20 protein-coding genes, 1 rRNA gene and 3 pseudogenes are annotated in these 22,051 nt (G+C 33.2%); 18 read left to right on the top strand and 6 right to left on the bottom strand.

From position 1 onward, the window contains the following. Positions 1 to 3: 3 nt before the first annotated feature. From ABWU62_RS02120 to ABWU62_RS02110, 3 genes are read right to left on the bottom strand one after another with little or no spacing between them, the layout of a single operon-like run. Positions 4 to 249, bottom strand: a complete 246-nt coding sequence (locus ABWU62_RS02120) for a monovalent cation/H+ antiporter complex subunit F (RefSeq protein WP_353287364.1) — start codon at positions 247 to 249, stop codon at positions 4 to 6. Positions 250 to 278: 29 nt separating this feature from the next. Further along, positions 279 to 671, bottom strand: coding sequence for a DNA-directed RNA polymerase subunit omega (rpoZ, locus tag ABWU62_RS02115; protein WP_353287363.1), 393 nt, complete (start codon positions 669 to 671; stop codon positions 279 to 281). A gap of 60 nt (positions 672 to 731) precedes the next feature. Beyond that, a complete protein-coding gene (locus ABWU62_RS02110) occupies positions 732 to 1,028 on the bottom strand; it encodes a helix-turn-helix domain-containing protein (protein ID WP_353288142.1) in 297 nt (98 codons plus the stop codon). Positions 1,029 to 1,875: 847 nt separating this feature from the next. Between ABWU62_RS02110 and purE the strand changes: the two genes are divergently transcribed. The 7 genes and pseudogenes from purE to ABWU62_RS02075 form a co-directional block, all read left to right on the top strand. Continuing rightward, entirely contained in the window at positions 1,876 to 2,376 is a 501-nt protein-coding gene (gene purE, locus ABWU62_RS02105) for a 5-(carboxyamino)imidazole ribonucleotide mutase (protein WP_353287362.1), read from the top strand. Continuing rightward, complete coding sequence (gene mutL, locus ABWU62_RS02100; protein ID WP_353287361.1) at positions 2,376 to 4,205, top strand: DNA mismatch repair endonuclease MutL; 1,830 nt, start codon at positions 2,376 to 2,378, stop codon at positions 4,203 to 4,205. The genes purE and mutL overlap by 1 nt, the downstream gene beginning before the upstream one ends. Positions 4,206 to 4,618: 413 nt before the next feature. Further along, the gene (gene hflK / locus ABWU62_RS02095) at positions 4,619 to 5,644 is read left to right on the top strand and encodes an FtsH protease activity modulator HflK (RefSeq protein WP_353287360.1); all 1,026 of its coding nucleotides are present in this window, start codon (positions 4,619 to 4,621) and stop codon (positions 5,642 to 5,644) included. Positions 5,645 to 5,646: 2 nt separating this feature from the next. Next, positions 5,647 to 6,519, top strand: a complete 873-nt coding sequence (gene hflC / locus ABWU62_RS02090; protein ID WP_353287359.1) for a protease modulator HflC — start codon at positions 5,647 to 5,649, stop codon at positions 6,517 to 6,519. A gap of 3 nt (positions 6,520 to 6,522) precedes the next feature. After that, on the top strand, positions 6,523 to 7,986 hold the full coding sequence (locus ABWU62_RS02085) for a DegQ family serine endoprotease (RefSeq protein ID WP_353287358.1): 1,464 nt from the start codon (positions 6,523 to 6,525) through the stop codon (positions 7,984 to 7,986). A gap of 372 nt (positions 7,987 to 8,358) precedes the next feature. Beyond that, a complete protein-coding gene (locus tag ABWU62_RS02080) occupies positions 8,359 to 9,279 on the top strand; it encodes a hypothetical protein (RefSeq protein WP_353287357.1) in 921 nt (306 codons plus the stop codon). A 19-nt stretch (positions 9,280 to 9,298) separates the two neighbouring features. Then, positions 9,299 to 10,094: pseudogene (locus tag ABWU62_RS02075) on the top strand (IS630 family transposase); the annotation flags it as partial. Positions 10,095 to 10,114: 20 nt separating this feature from the next. On the opposite strand, the gene ABWU62_RS02070 reads toward ABWU62_RS02075, so the two are convergent. Continuing rightward, positions 10,115 to 11,120 (bottom strand): IS630 family transposase gene (locus ABWU62_RS02070; protein WP_353287151.1). Its coding sequence is split into 2 segments (ribosomal slippage): positions 10,115 to 10,657 and positions 10,659 to 11,120, totalling 1,005 coding nucleotides; the frame shifts between segments, so codons are not numbered across the junction. A gap of 83 nt (positions 11,121 to 11,203) precedes the next feature. On the opposite strand from ABWU62_RS02070, the pseudogene ABWU62_RS02065 reads away from it, so the two are divergent. Then, positions 11,204 to 11,410: pseudogene (locus ABWU62_RS02065) on the top strand (transposase); the annotation flags it as partial. Positions 11,411 to 11,764: 354 nt separating this feature from the next. On the opposite strand, the gene ABWU62_RS02060 reads toward ABWU62_RS02065, so the two are convergent. Further along, complete coding sequence (locus ABWU62_RS02060; protein WP_353287356.1) at positions 11,765 to 12,382, bottom strand: hypothetical protein; 618 nt, start codon at positions 12,380 to 12,382, stop codon at positions 11,765 to 11,767. 152 nt (positions 12,383 to 12,534) lie between these two features. Here ABWU62_RS02060 and ABWU62_RS02055 point away from each other — a divergent pair. The 5 genes and pseudogenes from ABWU62_RS02055 to ABWU62_RS02035 all read left to right on the top strand — a co-directional run. Next, a 16S ribosomal RNA gene (locus ABWU62_RS02055) occupies positions 12,535 to 14,038 on the top strand. Positions 14,039 to 14,141: 103 nt separating this feature from the next. Further along, entirely contained in the window at positions 14,142 to 14,519 is a 378-nt protein-coding gene (gene sdhC / locus ABWU62_RS02050; RefSeq protein WP_353287355.1) for a succinate dehydrogenase, cytochrome b556 subunit, read from the top strand. Beyond that, complete coding sequence (gene sdhD, locus ABWU62_RS02045; RefSeq protein WP_353287354.1) at positions 14,516 to 14,881, top strand: succinate dehydrogenase, hydrophobic membrane anchor protein; 366 nt, start codon at positions 14,516 to 14,518, stop codon at positions 14,879 to 14,881. The genes sdhC and sdhD overlap by 4 nt, the downstream gene beginning before the upstream one ends. A 76-nt stretch (positions 14,882 to 14,957) precedes the next feature. Continuing rightward, the gene (locus tag ABWU62_RS02040; protein WP_353287353.1) at positions 14,958 to 16,208 is read left to right on the top strand and encodes a hypothetical protein; all 1,251 of its coding nucleotides are present in this window, start codon (positions 14,958 to 14,960) and stop codon (positions 16,206 to 16,208) included. Between the two features lie 109 nt (positions 16,209 to 16,317). Beyond that, a pseudogene (locus ABWU62_RS02035) lies at positions 16,318 to 16,596 on the top strand (sugar phosphate nucleotidyltransferase); the annotation flags it as partial. Between the two features lie 30 nt (positions 16,597 to 16,626). Here ABWU62_RS02035 and ABWU62_RS02030 read toward each other — a convergent pair. Then, positions 16,627 to 17,632 (bottom strand): IS630 family transposase gene (locus tag ABWU62_RS02030; protein WP_353287090.1). Its coding sequence is split into 2 segments (ribosomal slippage): positions 16,627 to 17,169 and positions 17,171 to 17,632, totalling 1,005 coding nucleotides; the frame shifts between segments, so codons are not numbered across the junction. Between ABWU62_RS02030 and ABWU62_RS02025 the strand changes: the two genes are divergently transcribed. From ABWU62_RS02025 to ABWU62_RS02005, 5 genes are all read left to right on the top strand, one after another. Beyond that, a complete protein-coding gene (locus ABWU62_RS02025; protein WP_353287352.1) occupies positions 17,626 to 18,444 on the top strand; it encodes a sugar phosphate nucleotidyltransferase in 819 nt (272 codons plus the stop codon). The two genes, ABWU62_RS02030 and ABWU62_RS02025, sit on opposite strands and share 7 nt — an antisense overlap. A 3-nt stretch (positions 18,445 to 18,447) precedes the next feature. Next, positions 18,448 to 18,657, top strand: a complete 210-nt coding sequence (locus ABWU62_RS02020; protein WP_353288141.1) for a hypothetical protein — start codon at positions 18,448 to 18,450, stop codon at positions 18,655 to 18,657. A 116-nt stretch (positions 18,658 to 18,773) separates the two neighbouring features. Beyond that, a complete protein-coding gene (locus ABWU62_RS02015) occupies positions 18,774 to 20,003 on the top strand; it encodes a lipoprotein-releasing ABC transporter permease subunit (RefSeq protein WP_353287351.1) in 1,230 nt (409 codons plus the stop codon). Next, positions 19,996 to 20,727, top strand: coding sequence for a hypothetical protein (locus tag ABWU62_RS02010; protein WP_353287350.1), 732 nt, complete (start codon positions 19,996 to 19,998; stop codon positions 20,725 to 20,727). The genes ABWU62_RS02015 and ABWU62_RS02010 overlap by 8 nt, the downstream gene beginning before the upstream one ends. Next, positions 20,724 to 21,944, top strand: coding sequence for a heme biosynthesis protein HemY (locus tag ABWU62_RS02005; RefSeq protein WP_353287349.1), 1,221 nt, complete (start codon positions 20,724 to 20,726; stop codon positions 21,942 to 21,944). Before ABWU62_RS02010 ends, ABWU62_RS02005 begins: the two co-directional genes overlap by 4 nt. The last annotated feature ends 107 nt before the right edge of the window (positions 21,945 to 22,051 follow it).

Here is a 22,051-nt window from a genome sequence, read left to right as displayed (position 1 = left end):
TTATCAAAACAACATTAATCTCATTAGCGCTATAGTTGATATAAAGCTGATGCTAGCATATAGTAATGCTATATCAATTAAAAAAAAATCATCCAGAATAATCGATATTGCTGTTATGAGTAAAACTACTTGTGTTGATAAATTATTGAATGCTAAAACCTTATTGTACACATCACTTGACCTAAACACTATACAACATAACATTACACTCATACAGAATAAAAGCGCATAGATAGCAATACTAATCATTTATAAGCTATTATAACCTCTGCAGATTTCTAAATCGGTACTTCTTCACCACTATCTTGATCATCTATTTCATCATCTTGGCTTTCTTGACTTATATCCAGACTTGTGTTAAGTTGATGATCAGAAAAATTTAACAAATTTGCTAGCTTACTTGGACTACTACTATAAGCATTATCCGCGTTTCCTTTCATGTGCTCCTTGCACCTTTTCACCAAAAGGTTAAACAACTCATGAGTATTCACCTTCTTTTCTGCTATTTCATATAAAGAAACTATGGTATCCTTATGACCTTTAAACTTAACCATTTCAACGGGATCGCTTGCCCCTGTACTCAAATCATGTGTTCTTTGACTTGCTAGCAGAACCAATTTAAAACGGTTGTGTACCTGTTCTACACACTTTTCTACAATAGAATCAACCATAAAATACTACCTTGATAAGCTTTATACTATATCACAAAAAATAAGATGTCAACTTCGCATCTATTGAGATCCAATTCTATATTCTACTTTTTCTTCTTTAGCTTTTACTGATTGATTCTCTGTTATTGTAATTGTTATTTCATGATCAAGCTTTTTCAAAAAACCTAACAATCTCTCTAAAGAAAAACCACTTGTCTTACCACTTTTAATTTGTGACACCTTTGGTTGATCAATACCAAGTTTCTCAGCTGCACAAGCTTGAGTCCAAGTATTTTTTCCTATAATTTTACTTATTATGCCAAGCAATTTTTTTTTTATTGCTTCACTATCCAGATTGTTTAACGATATTGTTTCCATAATTTTTACTCTCACATACCAACTAGCTTTATTAAATATTATATCATAATATTTAATATACCAATATATTAATACTATATAATTTGTCAATAACTATAATGATATACTGATACTCAAAATTTTAAATTGACTATAATTTTTATCAAAATACTAGTAATTTCAAACTATTATTTTGTAAAAAACTCACTATTAAAGAGAATAAGTTAAAATTGCAAAGTTTAAAATACAGAAATAATCATTTTACAAATTCATTTTAGAGACTGTACATGATCTCAAGAAAGGAATAAAGTAGGAGACAGGGTATGTAAATTATGAAAACAGAGCAAGATGAGTAGAGTTCTGTAGAAAGAAACAAAATCAAGAAGATTTAGGATGTATTTTACATAGTGTTACAGGTCCTAAAAAGTGGCTTTCAGTGAATCAACAATGTTTTCAAAATGGCAAGATTATTTTAATAAATGAAGTAAAAAACATAGCGGAAGTAAAGAAAGTGTTTTGAAACATATATAACAAAGTAGTTGCAAAGAAACAAATAAAAGAATGTAACTGTTGAGATCTTTGCCATATTGTCAAAAGGTAAGTCTCTAATACTCTTATAGAAAAGTGTAGACAATTGTGATAAGCAAAATTCAATACTAGCTTACAAATCGTCTTCTTGCTTCCACTGCTTTGCTTCTAAAAAGATTATGAATAGACCCTTATATCCGAAATTTATACCTCTATATTTTAATATAGAGATTCATTTCAATTTTTAAAGTTTCTATTTAATGAGAATGCTATATCATATTCGTAATTTAATTTAAATATTTGTTGCTTCTGAAATACTATTTGGTTAGTAAATAAAATCATGTCTAATACAGAAAAAATGAAAAAAGATGTTGCTATAATTATGGGAAGCGAGTCGGATTATGGCACTATGGTGCATGCTATTAACCTATTAAAAGAATTAGAAATTTCACATGATGTATTTATAATATCCGCACACAGAACACCAGAGAGACTCTTTAATTTTGCTAAGTCTGCTCAAGAAAAAGGCTTTAAGGTTATTATAGCTGGTGCAGGAGGGGCGGCTCATTTACCTGGTATGACTGCATCGCTTACTTGTTTACCTATTATCGGCGTCCCTGTGCACAGCAAGCACCTAAATGGGCTAGATAGTCTTTTATCCATAGTACAGATGCCAAAGGGTGTTCCAGTTGCAACAATGTCCATAGGAGAGAGTGGAGCATGCAATGCCGCTATCACTGCTGCATCTATATTATCGATTTCTAACAGTGAAATTGCAGATAGATTAAAAAAATGGAAAGAGAAGCAGACCGAAGCAGTAAAAGAGAAACCAACACTATAATGGCAATAGTTCTTTTAGACACAAAAACCATAAATCGTATAGCAGCAGGAGAGGTAATTGAAAGGCCTGCAAGTGTGGTAAAGGAATTAGTGGAAAATGCAATAGATGCAAAGAGCTCAGAGATAGAAATTAAGATAGAAAGTGGTGGGCGTAACCTCATTACTGTAATCGATGATGGTAGCGGAGTAAAAAAGGATGATTTAGAACTTGCGTTTATGCGCCATGCTACTTCAAAATTGAGTGACAGTGAATTGATAGAGATCAAGCATCTTGGCTTTAGAGGAGAAGCTTTGCCTTCAATTGCAGCAGTAAGCAGAATAAAATTATCATCTAAGGCAAGCAAAGCAGATCAAGCATGGTCTATAAGGTATGAGGGGGGAGAAAAAATAGGAGAGCTTGTTCCTTATCCTTTATCGATAGGAACATGTATTGAAGTACGAGATTTATTTTTTGCCACACCAAATAGACTAAAATTTCTCAAAGCCGAAAGGGCAGAAACACAAAGCATTGTTGATATTGTAAACAACTTAGCAATGATCAATTATGGAATTGAGTTTACTCTTATCTCCGATAATAAGAAACTTCTTAAGTATGCTAAGCAGACCTCATTATTTAGCAGGCTATGCGAAGTAGAAGAAGAATTTCATGAAAACTCTTTGCAAATTAGTAAAGAAGAAGATGGAATTAGACTTACAGGATACATCTGTAAACCTACTGTCAATCGTAGCAATTCAACTCAGATCTATACATTTGTTAATGGTAGACCAATTAAAGATAATCTACTTATTGGTGCAATTCGTTGTGCGTATCACGACCTTATTCCAAGCAATAGATATCCTTTTGCAGCGCTGCACTTAGAGATACCGTATGATCAAGTTGATGTAAATGTGCATCCAAATAAATCAGAGGTAAGGTTTCAGAACAAGAGGCTAATATATGAAATAGTGAGAAGAGGGCTAATAAAAGTGCTATCAAAGAGAATAGATCTTGCAGAAACTGTATTGGCCCAGAATGGAACAACAACGAATCATCTATCATCAGATCCTTTTAGTAGGTCTAGTCTTAAAAATGAATTTTATGGAAGAAGGTCGGATCCTTTTGAAAACCAGTTAATGAGAGAATTTACTTCTCCAAATATAGAGACAAAAAGCTTATCAGAACATTCAAAATCGTTTGATTATACTGGTATGCAAAAATCTCCTCCACGAGCAGAAACTACAATTTTGGAAAGGAAACAAACCGATCTAATAAGGGACTATCCACTTGGGTTTGCACACTGTCAAATCTACAATACTTATATTATTGCCGAGGTAAGAGACAAACTAATTATAGTAGATCAGCATGCAGCCCATGAAAGACTAGTATACGAGTGCTTAAAGGAGAAATCAAGTATAAAAAGACAAAAACTTCTTTTGCCTGAAATGGTTGAAATCAAAAGTCAAGCCGGTATGGAAATGATAGAAGTTTATAAGGATAAGCTTTTCGAAATGGGCTTTGATATCGAAATTAAATCAGAAAATGCGATCATAGTAAAAGAAATACCTGCAATCTTAGGGTCAATAGATGTGAAGGAAATGCTAATTGATATAGTGGATAGATTAATAGAAATAGAAGATACTCTACCTATAGAGGATAAAATAAATAAAATACTAGCTACAATTGCTTGTCATGGATCAATTAGAGCAGGTAGAAAGATGAAATTAGAGGAGATGAATGAGTTGTTGAGGCAAATAGAAAAAACACCATATTCTGGACAATGCAATCACGGAAGGCCAACCTATATAGAAATGAAATTAAGCGATATTGAAAAGTTATTTGAGCGAAGGTAAGAAATTGTCACAAATGTGTATAGATTATACAACCCTAGTTTCGTCATCTCAAAACTCAGATACACAATTGTTCGAACATTGCAATTTGCAGGTAATTTATATAGTAGATAATGTCATTCTATTACTAGACGATGATTTACTATGCAACTACTTGATTAAAATTAAGTTTCCTAAATCCCAGGCATTGTCTTTCATGTTAATAATTAATATACAACTAAAGATACTTATCAAAAACGACAATAAAGAATTCAAAAAAAGCCAAAATTCTGTAGAATTGACCATATCATATAGAGAAAAAGGAAGTGTATGATCACATCCTTCACTCCGATCATTAATTTGTAAACAAAATAGTTTTGCATTTTTTGATAAGATTAAGTAATATCAGCGTATTAGTTATACAATTAATAATTTTTATGGATGAGCGTAATCCTTGGAATCTTGGAAAGAAACCGTCAGGTCCTAGTAATGAAGATATTTTAAGTAAAGCTGTGTCTGATATAAGATGCTTCTTTAATGGCTTAACCAGAAATAGAGGGAAAAAACCTTATTTCATCATTTTTATTGTTTTGTTGTTTTATTTTTGTACTGGTTTCTATATTGTCCATCCGAGTGAGGAAGGTATAGAACTTACTTTTGGCAAATATTCCAATACAGAAACATCTGGTTTGCGCTATCACTTCCCCTACCCTATTGGTAAGGTTTTTAAAGTGAATGTTAAAGAAGTAAATCGTGAAGAAATTGGGATAAGCAGCTCTTATGGGCGAGATACAGATCGTGGTGAAGGAGTGATGCTTACTGGAGATGAAAATATAGTCAACGTTAACTTTGAGGTCCAGTGGCGAGTTAGAGATGCCAAAGATTATTTATTCAAAGTGCGGGATTATAAACCTGGTTTCAGCGTTAAAAATGCTGCTGAAAGTGCTATGAGAGAAATAATAGGTAAGAATACGATCTCTTTTGCACTCGAAGGTCAAGGCAGGGCTGAAATTTCCAGAGATACCAGAATTTTATTGCAACAGATTCTTGATGGATATCAAATGGGTATAGAGATTTTATCCGTTCAAATGAAAAAAATCGATCCACCAGAAAAGGTAATTAGCTCATTCAGGGATGTACAAAGTGCTCGTGCAGATAAGGAGCGTACCATAAACGAAGCATACGCTTACAGTAATGATATTATACCTCGTGCAAAAGGTGAAGCAATAAAGATAAAATTAGATGCAGAAGCATACGAGAATGAAGTAATAAATGAAGCAAAAGGTAATGCAAATCGCTTTTTATCTCTTTATGAGGAATATAGACAGAATCCTTCTCTCGTTAAGAATCGTATTTATCTTGAAACTATGGAAAATATTTTCAGTAAGGTAGACAAAGTTGTTGTAACTGATGATCTGAAAGGTATGTTCTCTTATTTACCCCTTACAAATCTAGGAAAATAGTCATGAGTAGTAATATTAAAATTGTTTTTGCTTTTGTATTTGTTGCATTATTGATTGCATTATCTAATTCAATCTTTGTTGTTCAAGAAACAAAACAAGCGATAGTTATACAATTAGGTAAAGTCGTCAGAGATGTTAAGGACAGTGGTTTATATTTTAAGCTACCATTTATAAATAACGTAGAATTTCTTGATAAGAGAATTTTAGATCTAAGTCCTGATAAAACTCCAAGGGAAGTGATAACTGCAGATCAAAAGCGTATTATAGTAGATGCTTATGCAAAATATAAAATAATAGATCCTATCACTTTTTATCAAACTGTGAAAAATGAATCAGGGCTAGTTAGAAGATTATATCCTGTCATAGAAGCTCACATAAGGGAGAATATAGGAAGATTTTCATTAATTAGTTTATTGAATGAAAAGAGATCAGAAGTTATGCAATTAATTCAACGTGGAGTTTATTCTGAAGCTGGAAAATTTGGCATAGAAATAATAGATGTAAGAATTAAGAGAGCAGATCTACCAGAAGAAAATAGTTCTGCAATATTCCGCCGCATGCAAACTGAAAGGGAAAAGGAAGCAAAAGAAATTAGAGCAGAAGGAGAACAAGCTGGACAAGAAATCAGATCAAAAGCTGATAAATTAAAAAGGGGAATTGTCTCTAGTGCAGTAAAAGAATCGCATGAAATAAGAGGCCGTGGTTATGCTGAAGCAACTAGAATCTATAATGAGGCATTCAAGGTTGATAAAGAGTTTTTTAACTTTTATCGCTCTATGAAAGCTTACAGTAAATCATTTGCTGAGGGTAATACTAAATTTGTGCTTTCACCAAATAATAATTTCTTAGATATTTTGAACAAGGGATGGAAATAGTTTATGAAAAGTAAAGCATTTATTTTATCTATATTTGCATATTTTTTAATTTCATTTTCTTCATATGCTAATCTGTTTGCAAAAACAGTTGCAGATCCTGTATGTAGTTGTAATAAAGGGCTTGCTGATATAGTGGAAGAACTTATTCCCGCAGTTGTAAATATTTCAAGTGAGCAAATAGTTAAGCAAGAAAATAACAGTAGAACTAAAATTCCCTTTACGCCAAGAAATAATTTCTTTGATGACTTTAGAGAATTTTTCGAGCATTTTGATCAATTTTTTGATAGAGCTCCTAGCATTAATAGAGAAGTGACGTTACTTGGGTCTGGATTTATTATAGATAAAAGTGGAACCATAGTAACCAACTATCACGTTATTAAAAATGCCCAAGATATTACAGTTACTATGAACGATCATACTTATTTTAAAACAGAAGTTTTAGGCTATGATGCAAAAACTGATCTTGCTGTGCTTAAGATTAATTCTGATAAAGATCTTCCTTTTGTTGCATTTGGCGATTCTGATACAGCAAGGGTTGGTGATACAGTTATTGCAATAGGTAACCCATTTGGTTTAGGTGGCTCTGTAAGTACAGGAATTGTGTCTGCAAGATCTAGAGACATTAGTATTGGTACTATGAATGAATTTATTCAAACTGATGCTGCAATTAATAGAGGCAACTCAGGTGGACCATTATTTCATCTAAATGGAAAAGTTATAGGCATTAATACTGCTATCTATTCCCCATCTGGATCTGGAGGTAACGTGGGTATAGGCTTTGCTATACCATCTAATCTAGCTATTTCAATTATTGAAACATTAAAAAGTGGTAAAAAAATAAAACATGGTTGGCTTGGCGTGCAAGTTCAGCCTATAACAAAAGAATTTGCTGAATCCTTGAATTTAAAAGATATCAAAGGTGCATTAGTTGCAAGCGTAGTAAAGGGCAGTCCTGCAGAGAAAGGAGGAATCAAAGTAGGTGATATACTATTAGAGTTTTACGGCAAAAAAATTGATAGAATGACGCAATTACCTCATATGGTTTCACGAACTGAGCCCGGAAAGAAAGTACAGGTTAAGTTACTTAGAAAAGATAAAGAAGTCAATATCAAGGTTGCAATCGAGGAATCTATAAATGATGGTTCAGGTAATAATCAAGAAGAAAATAAATCAACATCTAGTTATATAAGTGGTTTAACCGTTTCAAATTTGCCAAAAGAACTAAAAAATAATGCACCCACAAAGGGTGTAGTAGTTACTAGTGTAGATAGTAGTAGTAATTCTACACTACGTGTTATTAAGAAAGGTGATATAATTATTCAACTAGATGGAATCGATATTGAAAATACTAATGATTTTCAAAAACAAATTGATTCAGCAGTAAAGAAAGACGGCAAAGATTCAGCAATGTTGCTTATTTACCGCAACGGCAATCAATTTTTTACCTCAATCAAATTGAAGAAGTAGCTATTTATCTAGCTGGTCATGAAAAACTTGCTTGACAAATTTAACTAGCTTCTTTATCCTGAGAGTAAGGGTATTTCTGTAGATTAATGAAATTTATCCCTATACTAAAAACGTTTTCAATGAGATTATGGAAGAACTAGATTTCAGTATCAAGCACTGGAACGACATCATCTATCAGATGAAAGAGCTGGAGTGGTAAGAAATTCGATAATATAAAGCATTTTTATGCTCAGTTGTAAAAAAACAACTTTCTTTCATAAATTAATTTATAATTAAATTAGTATAAAATATAATTGTATTTACTGATCATCATTATTAATCAATAATTAATACCCATAAATTAATTATACCTAATCGCAAAGGGAGGTGGAGATGCGTTTTAAACTAGAAAAGGAAGATATTCCACTAAACGATTATAATAATAGAACTGGTCGTAAGATACCTGCACAAATAAGATTAAATAACAAAACAACATTTAGCCTGCCTAGTGTATCTTACATTATCATCGACAATAATATTGATCTGCGTTTTCAAATTTGGGATTTGAAGCATGACGTGGGAAGTATACTAAACGACTTATCTCAAGGGCTACAACTAAAGCTAGAAAGCGTAAGAAATGATTACAAATTCGCTTTAGTTACTACCTCTGATCAACCTTATTATTATTACTATGATGGCAAAGATACTATGATAGATACTATTGATCATATACCTCATGGTTACACAAATGGTTTCTATGTTAACGCATATAATCGTGAAAGCTGTAGTATTTATTATGAACTGCTAGAAAACAGGAAGGTTTTAATAGATCCAAAAGACATAATTAGTAGTGAAAATATCATTCTTATTTTGGAAGATCTTAAAAGTTCACCTGATAAAAGACTCAAAATAAAAATAGGAGACTATTTGTTTAAAGAATCAAGAAATACATACAAAGTATATAGGAGCGCTCAGGTATATAATTTAACTGGTGAAAAAGTTGGCATATTGAATGATATTCTTTCAGTATTTACTCGTATAAGCAATACATTTCAGTTATTCCCTTTTCATGAAACGGAGCGCTTGAAAGCACAAGATATCTATTTCGCAGTAAAAAAGTTAGGCAACAATTATGTTGGTTGCATATCGTATGAAAATAGCACATGCAAAAATTTTTATAATTTTAACCCTAATTCTTTTGGGTATGACCACGACAATAGCCCAGGTCCATATCCTTATTATTATAACTTATACCAATTCCCGCTATACAAGCAACGAATAGACAATAATGGAAAAAAAGCCATACTGGAGTAAGTAAAATAGCGAGGTTTAGATGGCATTAAGATCAAAATTATTGGATGAAAAAGTGGTGGAATCAGCAAAAGAGATGCTGAAGAAAGTAAGAAATAATGCGTATGTTGCAAAAAAACTAAATGCTGTAATTGCAGCAAAAAAGCACAGTATAACAGCTGTAGCAAAAATATGTTGCATTTCGAGAAAGGCAATTACTACATGGATAAAGCACATAAAATTTGGAAGAGAAGAAAAATTATTTTCTCCACCTCAACGCCGTAGAAAAACTATATTGAACCAAAGTCAACTTGAACAAATTGAGGTGTGGATAGAGGAAAACCCCAATATTACTATTAGAGAAATGAGAATAAGAATCCAAGAAAGATTTGGTTTGAATATCAGCAAATCCACAATACATCGTAATATGCAAAGAATGAAATTCTCATATATCACACCAAGACCAGTTCATAGTGGACAGGATAAAAATAAGCAAGAGGAGTTTAAAAAAAAACCTCAATGAAACTATTGTCATGCATTCTGAAAAAGAGCTATTTTTCTTCGATGAATCACGGTTTGGTACACATTCAAAAGTTGGACATGGGTGGTTTAAAAAAGGCAGTAGGACACAGGTTAAGGTAAAATTAGGTAGGGAAAATTTTTATCTCTATAGTGCAGTTAATCCCAGAAATGGAGAGAATTTTAGCTTATTTGCACCAAACGTCAACACTGCTTGTATAAATATATTCCTTGAACAGATGTCGCAATATTTAGGAATACGAAAGGCTTTTCTCGTGATGGATTGCGCTAGTTGGCATAAGTCAAAAAGTTTAAAGATACCTAATACCAACTCTCATTATTAATGAACCAAATAAGAAGCATTGCAGAGTTGTTTAACCGTGGAAGGGGAAAGAGAGGTAATAAATTTACACAAAGCGCTCTCAAGCAGAACAATTGTATCGTAGATTTTATTGCGCAAAATGTTCTGTTTTATATATAACCAAAACCTCTCAACAGGATTGAGGTCAGGTGAGTATGGTGGTAGGTATATAATTTCGATATTTTTAGGTATCTTTAAACTTTTTGACTTATGCCAACTAGCGCAATCCATCACGAGAAAAGCCTTTCGTATTCCTAAATATTGCGACATCTGTTCAAGGAATATATTTATACAAGCAGTGTTGACGTTTGGTGCAAATAAGCTAAAATTCTCTCCATTTCTGGGATTAACTGCACTATAGAGATAAAAATTTTCCCTACCTAATTTTACCTTAACCTGTGTCCTACTGCCTTTTTTAAACCACCCATGTCCAACTTTTGAATGTGTACCAAACCGTGATTCATCGAAGAAAAATAGCTCTTTTTCAGAATGCATGACAATAGTTTCATTGAGGTTTTTTTTTAAACTCCTCTTGCTTATTTTTATCCTGTCCACTATGAACTGGTCTTGGTGTGATATATGAGAATTTCATTCTTTGCATATTACGATGTATTGTGGATTTGCTGATATTCAAACCAAATCTTTCTTGGATTCTTATTCTCATTTCTCTAATAGTAATATTGGGGTTTTCCTCTATCCACACCTCAATTTGTTCAAGTTGACTTTGGTTCAATATAGTTTTTCTACGGCATTGAGGTGGAGAAAATAATTTTTCTTCTCTTCCAAATTTTATGTGCTTTATCCATGTAGTAATTGCCTTTCTCGAAATGCAACATATTTTTGCTACAGCTGTTATACTGTGCTTTTTTGCTGCAATTACAGCATTTAGTTTTTTTGCAACATACGCATTATTTCTTACTTTCTTCAGCATCTCTTTTGCTGATTCCACCACTTTTTCATCCAATAATTTTGATCTTAATGCCATCTAAACCTCGCTATTTTACTTACTCCAGTATGGCTTTTTTTCCATTATTGTCTATTCGTTGCTTGTATAGCGGGAATTGGTATAAAAATATCGAAATTATATACCTACCACCATACTCACCTGACCTCAATCCTGTTGAGAGGTTTTGGTTATATATAAAACAGAACATTTTGTGCAATAAAATCTACGATACAATTGTTCTGCTTGAGAGCGCTTTGTGTAAATTTATTACCTCTCTTTCCCCTTCCACGGTTAAACAACTCTGCAATGCTTCTTATTTGGTTCATTAATAATGAGAGTTGGTATAACTATAAATATAGAGAAGTATTACTAAATAAAAAAGGTAAAAGAACCTCTGAGTAGTGAAGTTTTGACTCTATATTACTGTAAGTGGTGCTGTAATAATGTTCTAACAAGCGCGACTTGGCTAAGTATAGAAAAACTTAAAAAACCGCTATAATTTTACGTAATCTACCAATAAATACATAAATTTTTACTGAATTTTGTGATTGATCCTACAGGTCAAAAACAAGTTTTGAGTCATAAATACTTTTAATGCCATGATAAGGGAAATAGGGAGGTTTCTCAAGTAAAGTTCTTTATTTCATCGGATGCGCTGCCAAATTGTTATGCAAGCAAGTTTTTTAGTTTTCATATATTCGAAGTAATTCTTGTGCATTGGCCTTGATTAGAGTAGGACATTCTCTATCATTTAATAATGAATGCAATATTTCAATTGCACCTTTAATGTCGTTACTATGTATCTTTACTATAGCGATAGCTTCTTGGCTTGAATAAGGATACACTGCATTTGATTCTAAATTACTAATTTTATCTTTATTTATTTTTTCACCGCTGGAGTGAAGTAAGCTCATTACTTCTAAGTATTGTGCTAACTCACGCAAAACATTAGGAGCATCTTTATCATCTGCCAAATCATTATAAATAATAGATGCTGTGTCTGTTGGCATTGAATCTGAGATATGATTGAATGCGTGTTCAAAATTTGCTAAATACCCCCAATTTGAATCTATTTCTTCTAGCAGCGGCTTACTATCTTTTTTTAAGAATAATACTTCGTAAAATTTGTCACCTGCAGTTATAGATTGTTTTGTGTTATCAATGTTGCGCAATAAGTATAATGTGATGCTAACTAACATTGGTGCGAGTGCAAGCAGAAAGATGTATTTTTTCATGGTAATATTCCAAATAGTTATATATCTATACATTAATGCTTTTGATTTGCAAAAACATATTGACATAGTGATTATATCACATAATAATATTCTCAAAGTTGTTTGAATAGTTGGAGATTAAAATATTTCTAAAGTAGAAATAAAGACAGCAGTATTAAGCTAAATTATTTTTGTCGGATTTATCCGATGTACACTCAACCTTTTATAGGTTGAAGTCTAAATTTGAGAGTTTGATCCTGGCTCAGAATGAACGCTGGCGGCAGGCCTAACACATGCAAGTCGAACGGAGTTATATTGTAGCTTGCTATGGTATAACTTAGTGGCAGACGGGTGAGTAATATATAGGAATCTACCTAGTAGTACGGAATAATTGTTGGAAACGGCAACTAATACCGTATACGCCCTACGGGGGAAAAATTTATTGCTACTAGATGAGCCTATATTAGATTAGCTAGTTGGTGGAGTAATAGCCTACCAAGGCAATGATCTATAGCTGATCTGAGAGGATGATCAGCCACACTGGAACTGAGATACGGTCCAGACTCCTACGGGAGGCAGCAGTGGGGAATATTGGACAATGGGCGAAAGCCTGATCCAGCCATGTCGCATGAGTGAAGAAGGCCTTTGGGTTGTAAAGCTCTTTTAGTGAGGAAGATAATGACGGTACTCACAGAAGAAGTCCTGGCTAACTCCGTGCCAGCAGCCGCGGTAATACGGAGAGGGCTAGCGTTATTCGGAATTATTGGGCGTAAAGGGCGCGTAGGCTGATTAATAAGTTAAAAGTGAAATCCCGAGGCTTAACCTTGGAATTGCTTTTAAAACTATTAATCTAGAGATTGAAAGAGGGTAGAGGAATTCCTGATGTAGAGGTAAAATTCGTAAATATTAGGAGGAACACCAGTGGCGAAGGCGTCTATCTGGTTCAAATCTGACGCTGAAGCGCGAAGGCGTGGGGAGCAAACAGGATTAGATACCCTGGTAGTCCACGCTGTAAACGATGAATGTTAAATATGGGAAGTTTACTTTCTGTATTACAGCTAACGCGTTAAACATTCCGCCTGGGGACTACGGTCGCAAGATTAAAACTCAAAGGAATTGACGGGGACCCGCACAAGCGGTGGAGCATGTGGTTTAATTCGATGCAACGCGAAAAACCTTACCACTTCTTGACATGGAAATCATACCTATTCGAAAGGATAGGGTCGGTTCGGCCGGATTTTACACAAGTGTTGCATGGCTGTCGTCAGCTCGTGTCGTGAGATGTTGGGTTAAGTCCCGCAACGAGCGCAACCCTCATCCTTAGTTGCCATCGGGTAATGCTGAGCACTTTAAGGAAACTGCCAGTGATAAGCTGGAGGAAGGTGGGGATGATGTCAAGTCATCATGGCCTTTATGGAGTGGGCTACACACGTGCTACAATGGTGGCTACAATGGGCTGCAAAGCCGCGAGGCTAAGCTAATCCCTTAAAAGCCATCTCAGTTCGGATTGTACTCTGCAACTCGAGTACATGAAGTTGGAATCGCTAGTAATCGTGGATCAGCATGCCACGGTGAATACGTTCTCGGGTCTTGTACACACTGCCCGTCACGCCATGGGAATTGGTTTCACTCGAAGCTAATGGCCTAACCGTAAGGAAGGAGTTATTTAAAGTGGGATCAGTGACTGGGGTGAAGTCGTAACAAGGTAGCAGTAGGGGAATCTGCAGCTGGATTACCTCCTTGGGCTTTGTATGTAATTCACCATTTCAAATAATAGTGTCATTATGTACTATACTGCTGTCTTTACTTCTACTTTATTTTTTTAATTTCTCGATAACAAAATTTTATGAGTGATAGGCCTCTTTCTCCATATTTACAAATATATAAAGTACAAGTTACTAGTTTTTTCTCTATTATGCATAGATTGACTGGTATCTTGCTATTTCTTTTATTAATCATACTTTCTTGGTATTCTATATTATATGTTTACTCCCCTAAGTTACTTATAGTAAAGTGCTTAAATGTATTATTGTTCACTCCTATTGCTAAATTAGCTTATATCTTATGTTTTGTAAGCTTTATATATCATTTTCTTAATGGTATTCGTCATTTATTGTGGGATGCTGGGCTTAATTTAGAAATTGCTAGTGTTTCAAAAAGTGCTATGTTACTAACAGTAATGCTATTTCTTTCTACTATGGCTTTTTTATTTATGTTTATATGAGTCAATCTGTAAATTCAGTACATCATTGGTGGATCCAGCGTGTTTCTGCGGTGATTTTGTTATTTTTATTTCCTTGGTTTATTTACTCATTTTCTTACACATTTTATGTTGATAGCCCTTTATCTTTTAATGAAAAATTATTTCAGGCTATTAATCATCCACTAGAGCTTTTGTTTTTTGTTATACTGGTATTTTGCATTTTTTGGCATGCAGTTCTTGGAATGCAGGTAGTGTGTGAAGATTATATAGACAGCGTACCTCTAAGGATTTTTACAATTACATGCATAAAATACTTATCAAGCATTACTTATATAGTCCTTGCTTTTACGACTTTTTTCTTTTATAGGCATATTTTCTTGTAAAATTGTTAGTTTTGTGTTAATATATTATTAGTTTACTAGTTTTATTATTGAACTATAGCGATTTTGGTTTGACAACATGTTCGCAGTGTTAAAAAAAGCAGTAACAGATTTTACACTTAAAGCAAAAGGTTTATTTCCTTCATCTGAATCTCAAATTTATGTCAAGGATCTTAGAAAGGTAATGACCTATGCAGATGGAAGAAAATGCAAATATCCAAAGAATTACGATCAGATTGTAGAATCTGGGAAAATTATAGAAGCTAAGAATAGCGAGGGTGAGACTATATATAAACTTTTATATGGCAAGACAGACACAGATGGAAGAAAACCAAGTTTTGAATTGACTCTTGTCAAGGAAACGGACGATAGGTCTTATTTTACTGTTGACTTTTTAGTTAATCGGGAAAAAAACAAGGATGTTAAGCATTATGATGGCTACTATAAACCATTTGAGTTTTCAAAAATCGATCTTGAAAAACATATTCCAATTTTTGAAGCTAAAAAAACTAATGATCCTATTGAATTAACTCACTCTTCTGTGCTAATGAAAAAGGTAAAAAATGGAGAGGGTAAAGTTCAGGGAGTTGTTGATGAAAAGGGAAGAAATGGAGAATTACTATACACTAGTAATTATAAAAAATTAAGCACTAATTTTTCAGAAATTAGAGATCAAAATGGTAGTCTAGAGCTAGATAAAAGTCTGATATCTGTTCCTATTGTTTTTGTTGCGGGTTTAGCTAAGATTTGTGCTAGAATGCTGACTTTTATTCCTATGAAATTAGGAGAGAATTTGATAGCTAGAAAAAATCGAGTTGCAAAATCTTTTGGTTATCTTTTTTTCACTCCTGCAGTGGTAGTAAAAAATTTAGTAAATATGGGAGCTACAATACTTAAGGTTCCAATTTTATTATTTGTAGAAAATGAGAAAAAGTATGGTGATGCTTATCTTACTATGTGGAAACACCAATTGAAAGAATGTTGGAAAGAGGCAAAAAGTGACTTTAATATTATTAAAGGTGAAGAAGGGCTAAAGCCGGAGCAGAAGGATCATAAGCCACTCAGTATAGTGGGCACATGGGATGAGCTTGACGCTAGAAGTCCAGGTATTGAAAGAGACTTGGAAAAGGCGCTGAATAAAAGTAGTGAAAGTATAGATAAATCCAGAGAACCAGGTGTTGGAGAAAGCTTAAAGGAAAAGTTGCAAAGCAAAACTGATGAAAAAGTAGCTGCAGCCGTTAATCAAAAAAGCAACACTCCTCATATTGATAGAGAGATAGAAAGAAGACAAGACTCATCACGAAATGTAGGGACTCCATCACGCTCGTAGTCAACCATCACTTTAAATTACTTTTTACTTTAATCATCTCATAATAAAAACTTGCATGCATTTTGCCGTTAGTATAAGATATTAATTAAATAATTAATATCTTAATTAAATGCGCCCTGTAATACTGTGTGGTGATAGTGGCAGCAGACTTTGGCCTCTATCTAAGCCAAAGCAATTTCAGAAAATATTTAGTCAGAATACTATGTTTCACAACACTTTGTTGAGGCTAAAAGGCGATTATATGCCACCCATCATTACCACAAATATACAATATGAGTCATTATTGATGCAGGAATTACATGCATTACAGGAATGTAAAGTAGTTTTTGAACCAGTTAAAATTGGGACAGCGGCAGCAATACTAATTGCTGTGCTTCTCTGCGATAGGAACGAGACAATCTTATACCAACTCTCATTATTAATGAACCAAATAAGAAGCATTGCAGAGTTGTTTAACCGTGGAAGGGGAAAGAGAGGTAATAAATTTACACAAAGCGCTCTCAAGCAGAACAATTGTATCGTAGATTTTATTGCGCAAAATGTTCTGTTTTATATATAACCAAAACCTCTCAACAGGATTGAGGTCAGGTGAGTATGGTGGTAGGTATATAATTTCGATATTTTTAGGTATCTTTAAACTTTTTGACTTATGCCAACTAGCGCAATCCATCACGAGAAAAGCCTTTCGTATTCCTAAATATTGCGACATCTGTTCAAGGAATATATTTATACAAGCAGTGTTGACGTTTGGTGCAAATAAGCTAAAATTCTCTCCATTTCTGGGATTAACTGCACTATAGAGATAAAAATTTTCCCTACCTAATTTTACCTTAACCTGTGTCCTACTGCCTTTTTTAAACCACCCATGTCCAACTTTTGAATGTGTACCAAACCGTGATTCATCGAAGAAAAATAGCTCTTTTTCAGAATGCATGACAATAGTTTCATTGAGGTTTTTTTTTAAACTCCTCTTGCTTATTTTTATCCTGTCCACTATGAACTGGTCTTGGTGTGATATATGAGAATTTCATTCTTTGCATATTACGATGTATTGTGGATTTGCTGATATTCAAACCAAATCTTTCTTGGATTCTTATTCTCATTTCTCTAATAGTAATATTGGGGTTTTCCTCTATCCACACCTCAATTTGTTCAAGTTGACTTTGGTTCAATATAGTTTTTCTACGGCGTTGAGGTGGAGAAAATAATTTTTCTTCTCTTCCAAATTTTATGTGCTTTATCCATGTAGTAATTGCCTTTCTCGAAATGCAACATATTTTTGCTACAGCTGTTATACTGTGCTTTTTTGCTGCAATTACAGCATTTAGTTTTTTTGCAACATACGCATTATTTCTTACTTTCTTCAGCATCTCTTTTGCTGATTCCACCACTTTTTCATCCAATAATTTTGATCTTAATGCCATCTAAACCTCGCTATTTTACTTACTCCAGTATGGCTTTTTTTCCATTATTGTCTATTCGTTGCTTGTATAGCGGGAATTGGTATAAGCTAGCCTCTGAAACTGACTCTATAGTCACTTTTGGGGTAAAGCCTCATGAATTCAATTCTGAATACGGCTATATAAATGCAGTATATGGTCAGAAAGAAAAATGTCATATAGTAAAAGATTTTACAGAAAAACCCGAGCGTAAGGTAAGTAACGATCATTATTGGAACTCTGGAATATTTGTGTTTAGAGCAAAACGCTATATAGATGAGATAAAAAAAATTGCTCCGACTCTCTATAATTTATGTTGTAAAAGTATGAAGCATTTTGTACCACGAGAGAGATTTCTGTATTTAGAACAGCAAAATTGTGCAGGAATGGGTGATACATCTATTGATCACCTAGTGATAGAAAAAGCAGAAAATATTGTAATGATAGAAGCCAATTTCGATTGGATGGATGTTGGCACTTGGGGTTCAGTTTTAGAGTTAAGTAAGAGATTTAATAAGAATTTTGAGTCGTTTCAAGCTGTAACCAAAGGAAGAGAGCCAGTTTTGATGACAGAAAATGATGCAAAAAATTTACTAGGTAGAGTTTATAAACGGCCAAGTAAGAGCCTAATGTTGTTCATTAATAAAGTTAAGGAAGTAAAGCCAATAAGGAAAGAGATTAAGCCATGGGGATTTTATAGTGTAGTTTTAATGGGCAAGGATTTTCTTATAAAATATCTTTTTATAAATCCACTAAGCTGCACTTCTAAGCAATTTCACCACTATAGAGATGAGTAACATATAATACTATCAGGAGTTGGATATGTTAGTTTAGATGACAAAACATATGCTATAACGAAAAATCATGTAATAGAGATTCCAAGGAAGGTGTTTCATAAAATTGAGAATAAAAGTACAAGATTTCCTCTTGAGATAGTTGAGTTTCAGGTAGGAAAGTTTTTATCTGATAATGATATAGTAAGATTGGACGATATATATGGAAGGTCTTAATATAGAATATTGAATATATTCTATAAGCTTGCTAAATTTAGACAACCTAATTTGAGGTAAAGGAAAAATTACAGTTATATGAAGCATAAAAAGTATGATATTTAAATCTTAGTATAATGTCTATTGCCTTTGAATTTACTATGGCTATTCGTTATTTGCGAGCAAAGAATTCTAGATTTTGCTCTATAATGGCCTTGTTTTCTATTATTGGTATTGCTCTTGGAGTTGCAACGCTAATAGTAGTAATGTCTGTAATGAATGGGTTCAGAGCAAAGCTGCTCGACTCTGTACTTGGCATTAATGGCCATATTAATGTTTACTTTGATAGAAGCATAAGTTCAGATTACCACGCAGTGTTAAAATCTATTGAGAAAATCCCAGGTGTATTAAAAGCTACTTCTATGACCAATGATCAAGTGATCGTTGCATCAAATGGTGGAATTGTGGGTAGCGTAGTCCGTGGTGTGTCAACTAAAGACTTACTTAATAATACTACCGTTAAGAATAATGTAATTATGGGTAACGTGGAAAAATTCGATGAAGGTATCATAATAGGGGCAAGATTAGCAGAAGCTTTGAATATTGATTATGGTGATAACATTATGCTTATATCACCTGAAGGATTTGACGCACTGTCTGGTGAAATACCAAAAATGAAAGAATATAAAGTTGTAGCAATATTTGATATGGGTATGTTTGAGTACGACAATACCTTAATGTATATGCCCATAAAGTCAGCTCAAGCTTTTTTTAATTATAAAGATAATGTGAGAAATATAGAAGTGTTTGTAGATGATATTGCTATGGCTAATAAGCTAGCAAACGCTATAGCAAAAGAAACAGGAATGAGAGCTGAAAGTTGGCAATCTCAGCAAAGCCATTATGTTAATGCTTTAAAGACTGAAAGAAATGTGATGTTTTTAATTCTCACTTTAATTATAGTTGTAGCAGCATTCAATATTGTTTCAAGTTTGATGATGATAGTGCAAGAAAAGAAATCTGCAATTGCAATTATGCGTACATTTGGTGCAACAAGCGGAAGCATTATGCGCATATTTTGTGCTTGTGGGCTGTTAATTGGTTTTACAGGAACTTGTCTTGGCTCTATTATAGGGGTTGTTTTTTCTCTCAATATTGAAAATATTAGAGTGTTTTTAGAAAACATTACCAACATCAAGCTATTTGATCCTATGATATACTTTTTTTCAAGTTTGCCAGTGATATTAGTTTCTCAAGATGTAGTGAACATTTCTGCACTTGCATTGTTCTTGTCATTTTTAGCAACAATTCCTCCTGCATTGCAGGCAGCTGCACAAGACCCAGCGGAGATATTACGTTATGAATGATACTTGGAGAAAATGCATAGGTTGGTTCTTAATTATATTGTTGTTTGTTAGCTATATTACAATAAATAACATAATATTTTTTAAAATAAATCAGCAAGAAAGTGAAGACAGTATAAGTGTTTTAACGGAAAAGATAGATGAGCTTAAAATGTTGCTTGAAGTTAATCAAATTAAGGTAGAGAAAAAGATATTTGATTTAAAGAGGAATCTTCACACTCAATGTGAGCAAGGTGACAGTAGTTCAAGGCATAAGAACCTAGCGAAGTTACTTCTACTTGTAGTTAAAATGAAGAATTCATTATTGCAAGAAACAAAGTTTGATAATCATATAAATTCAATAAAGCCTTTGATATCAGAGCTTGACGATCCAGAAATAGAAAATGCAGTAAATGAATTGGAAAATTTGAAAGAGGTAGATACTTTATGCGGGTTGAAATTGTCTTTTGAGAAGAACATGACTGTTATTAACTACAATAAAAGTAACTTGTTTAAAAAAATCATTTCAAATTGGATAAAGATAGATGATCGTAGTGATCCACTCAGGTTAAAGCTTGCGGAAATTGAAGAATTAATAAGCGATAATGATTGGCAGAGCATAGCCACCGCAATAAGTGACTTAACATACCCAAAATTCAAACCATGGCTTAATAAATTGAATGATTTTATTGTAGCTTTCAAGAATACTTCAATAATATATCGTCACTTATTACAATACATCTCATGATTTATTTTATAATTTTTGCTTTTTCGTTTTTATTTGGCATATGGGTCAAGGTAAGTGGTGAAGTAATAAAATTGGAACTAGGCAATTATAATATACGTATTGATCTATATTTCGTTATTCTTGCTTGTATAGTTTTATTATTTTTATTGATTGCAATTGCGCGCTTTTATTCTTCTATTTCATCAACATTTGCTAACATAAAAAATAGAAGAAAAAATAGGGAAGAATTACTTCTCTTTGAAGCTTTCTTTAGCCTAGACTTAGGCAATACAGAGAATGTCCACAAGATAGTTAAAAATCTAAGCGAGGAGAACGATAAATTATCTTTAGTAAAGCTCTTTAACGCAGGTAAAACGGGAAATTACAGCTTTTTCAGTCATAGTTTGGTGAGTATTGCAAGTAAAAATCTTAATTTAGCTCTACTTCTGGTTAATAAATTGATTATTCACCTAAAGCAAGAAAGGTTAATCTTTCAAAAATTTATAGAATATTGCTCTAGTTCAATTAATGATAAAATTTTGTCTATTCCCTTTCAAATAGAGCATTGCATATTGCAAGAAGATTGGATAAATGCAATTTCAAAGTTAAATGAAGCTATCAAATTCAATATTTTTCTTCCTTTTGATCATAAAAGAATACTAGCAGTCTTTTATTGCGCCTTAGCAAAGCAACACGAAAGTAAAGGAAATTTCAAAGAAGCTGTAAAATCTTTATTTAAAGCGCAACACCATTGTGCGGTTTTTCAACCCATCAATTATTTAAAAGCAGAATTATATATTAAACTTGGAAAAATCAAAAAAGCTTCTGCAGTACTAGAAGAAGAGTATGCAGTAAATCCTACGCCTCAGTCAGCTAGAATGTATATCAAATTAAATAATAAAGGCGCTGAAATACTATATAACTTACGCCCTGATTATTATTTTAGTTATTGCTTGCTTGCTTTATCTTCAATTAGCTTAGGGAAATATGATCTTGCAAGTCAGCATTTAAATATTGCTACGAAAAAAGCTAATTACATATCAATCTACCTTGTTATGGTACAGCTCAAGATTATGCTACAAGAGTATGATCAAGCAATTTACTGGCTAAACAAGATGGACTCAGAAGCTGTGCCTGATCCAGATTGGAAATGTGCTGATTGTAATAAAGAGCTAAAGCAATGGGATTATAAGTGCTCAAGTTGCAATAGTTTTAATTGTATTTACCTTATATTATAAGACTCCGTAAGGTGTGATACTTTTACATCGAGATTGCTTTAATATAAGCTTTATCTCAAAACAGTAAATCTGTGAGTTTCTTAGTTAGGTTTGACTCCAATGTCAAA

Origin of the sequence: Wolbachia endosymbiont (group B) of Gerris lacustris (genome assembly GCF_964028355.1) — a bacterium.
In the GTDB taxonomy this organism is placed as follows: domain Bacteria; phylum Pseudomonadota; class Alphaproteobacteria; order Rickettsiales; family Anaplasmataceae; genus Wolbachia.
The sequence above is the reverse complement of the archived record's forward strand: the minus strand, read 5'-3'. Positions and strand labels throughout refer to the sequence as shown.

Coding starts and splice junctions, on each gene's coding strand:
- ABWU62_RS02120 (WP_353287364.1), bottom strand. CDS start 249: ATGATTAGTATTGCTATCTATGCGCTTTTATTCTGTATGAGTGTAATG.
- rpoZ (WP_353287363.1), bottom strand. CDS start 671: ATGGTTGATTCTATTGTAGAAAAGTGTGTAGAACAGGTACACAACCGT.
- ABWU62_RS02110 (WP_353288142.1), bottom strand. CDS start 1,028: ATGGAAACAATATCGTTAAACAATCTGGATAGTGAAGCAATAAAAAAA.
- purE (WP_353287362.1), top strand. CDS start 1,876: ATGTCTAATACAGAAAAAATGAAAAAAGATGTTGCTATAATTATGGGA.
- mutL (WP_353287361.1), top strand. CDS start 2,376: ATGGCAATAGTTCTTTTAGACACAAAAACCATAAATCGTATAGCAGCA.
- hflK (WP_353287360.1), top strand. CDS start 4,619: ATGGATGAGCGTAATCCTTGGAATCTTGGAAAGAAACCGTCAGGTCCT.
- hflC (WP_353287359.1), top strand. CDS start 5,647: ATGAGTAGTAATATTAAAATTGTTTTTGCTTTTGTATTTGTTGCATTA.
- ABWU62_RS02085 (WP_353287358.1), top strand. CDS start 6,523: ATGAAAAGTAAAGCATTTATTTTATCTATATTTGCATATTTTTTAATT.
- ABWU62_RS02080 (WP_353287357.1), top strand. CDS start 8,359: ATGCGTTTTAAACTAGAAAAGGAAGATATTCCACTAAACGATTATAAT.
- ABWU62_RS02060 (WP_353287356.1), bottom strand. CDS start 12,382: ATGTCAATATGTTTTTGCAAATCAAAAGCATTAATGTATAGATATATA.
- sdhC (WP_353287355.1), top strand. CDS start 14,142: ATGAGTGATAGGCCTCTTTCTCCATATTTACAAATATATAAAGTACAA.
- sdhD (WP_353287354.1), top strand. CDS start 14,516: ATGAGTCAATCTGTAAATTCAGTACATCATTGGTGGATCCAGCGTGTT.
- ABWU62_RS02040 (WP_353287353.1), top strand. CDS start 14,958: ATGTTCGCAGTGTTAAAAAAAGCAGTAACAGATTTTACACTTAAAGCA.
- ABWU62_RS02025 (WP_353287352.1), top strand. CDS start 17,626: ATGCCATCTAAACCTCGCTATTTTACTTACTCCAGTATGGCTTTTTTT.
- ABWU62_RS02015 (WP_353287351.1), top strand. CDS start 18,774: ATGTCTATTGCCTTTGAATTTACTATGGCTATTCGTTATTTGCGAGCA.
- ABWU62_RS02010 (WP_353287350.1), top strand. CDS start 19,996: ATGAATGATACTTGGAGAAAATGCATAGGTTGGTTCTTAATTATATTG.
- ABWU62_RS02005 (WP_353287349.1), top strand. CDS start 20,724: ATGATTTATTTTATAATTTTTGCTTTTTCGTTTTTATTTGGCATATGG.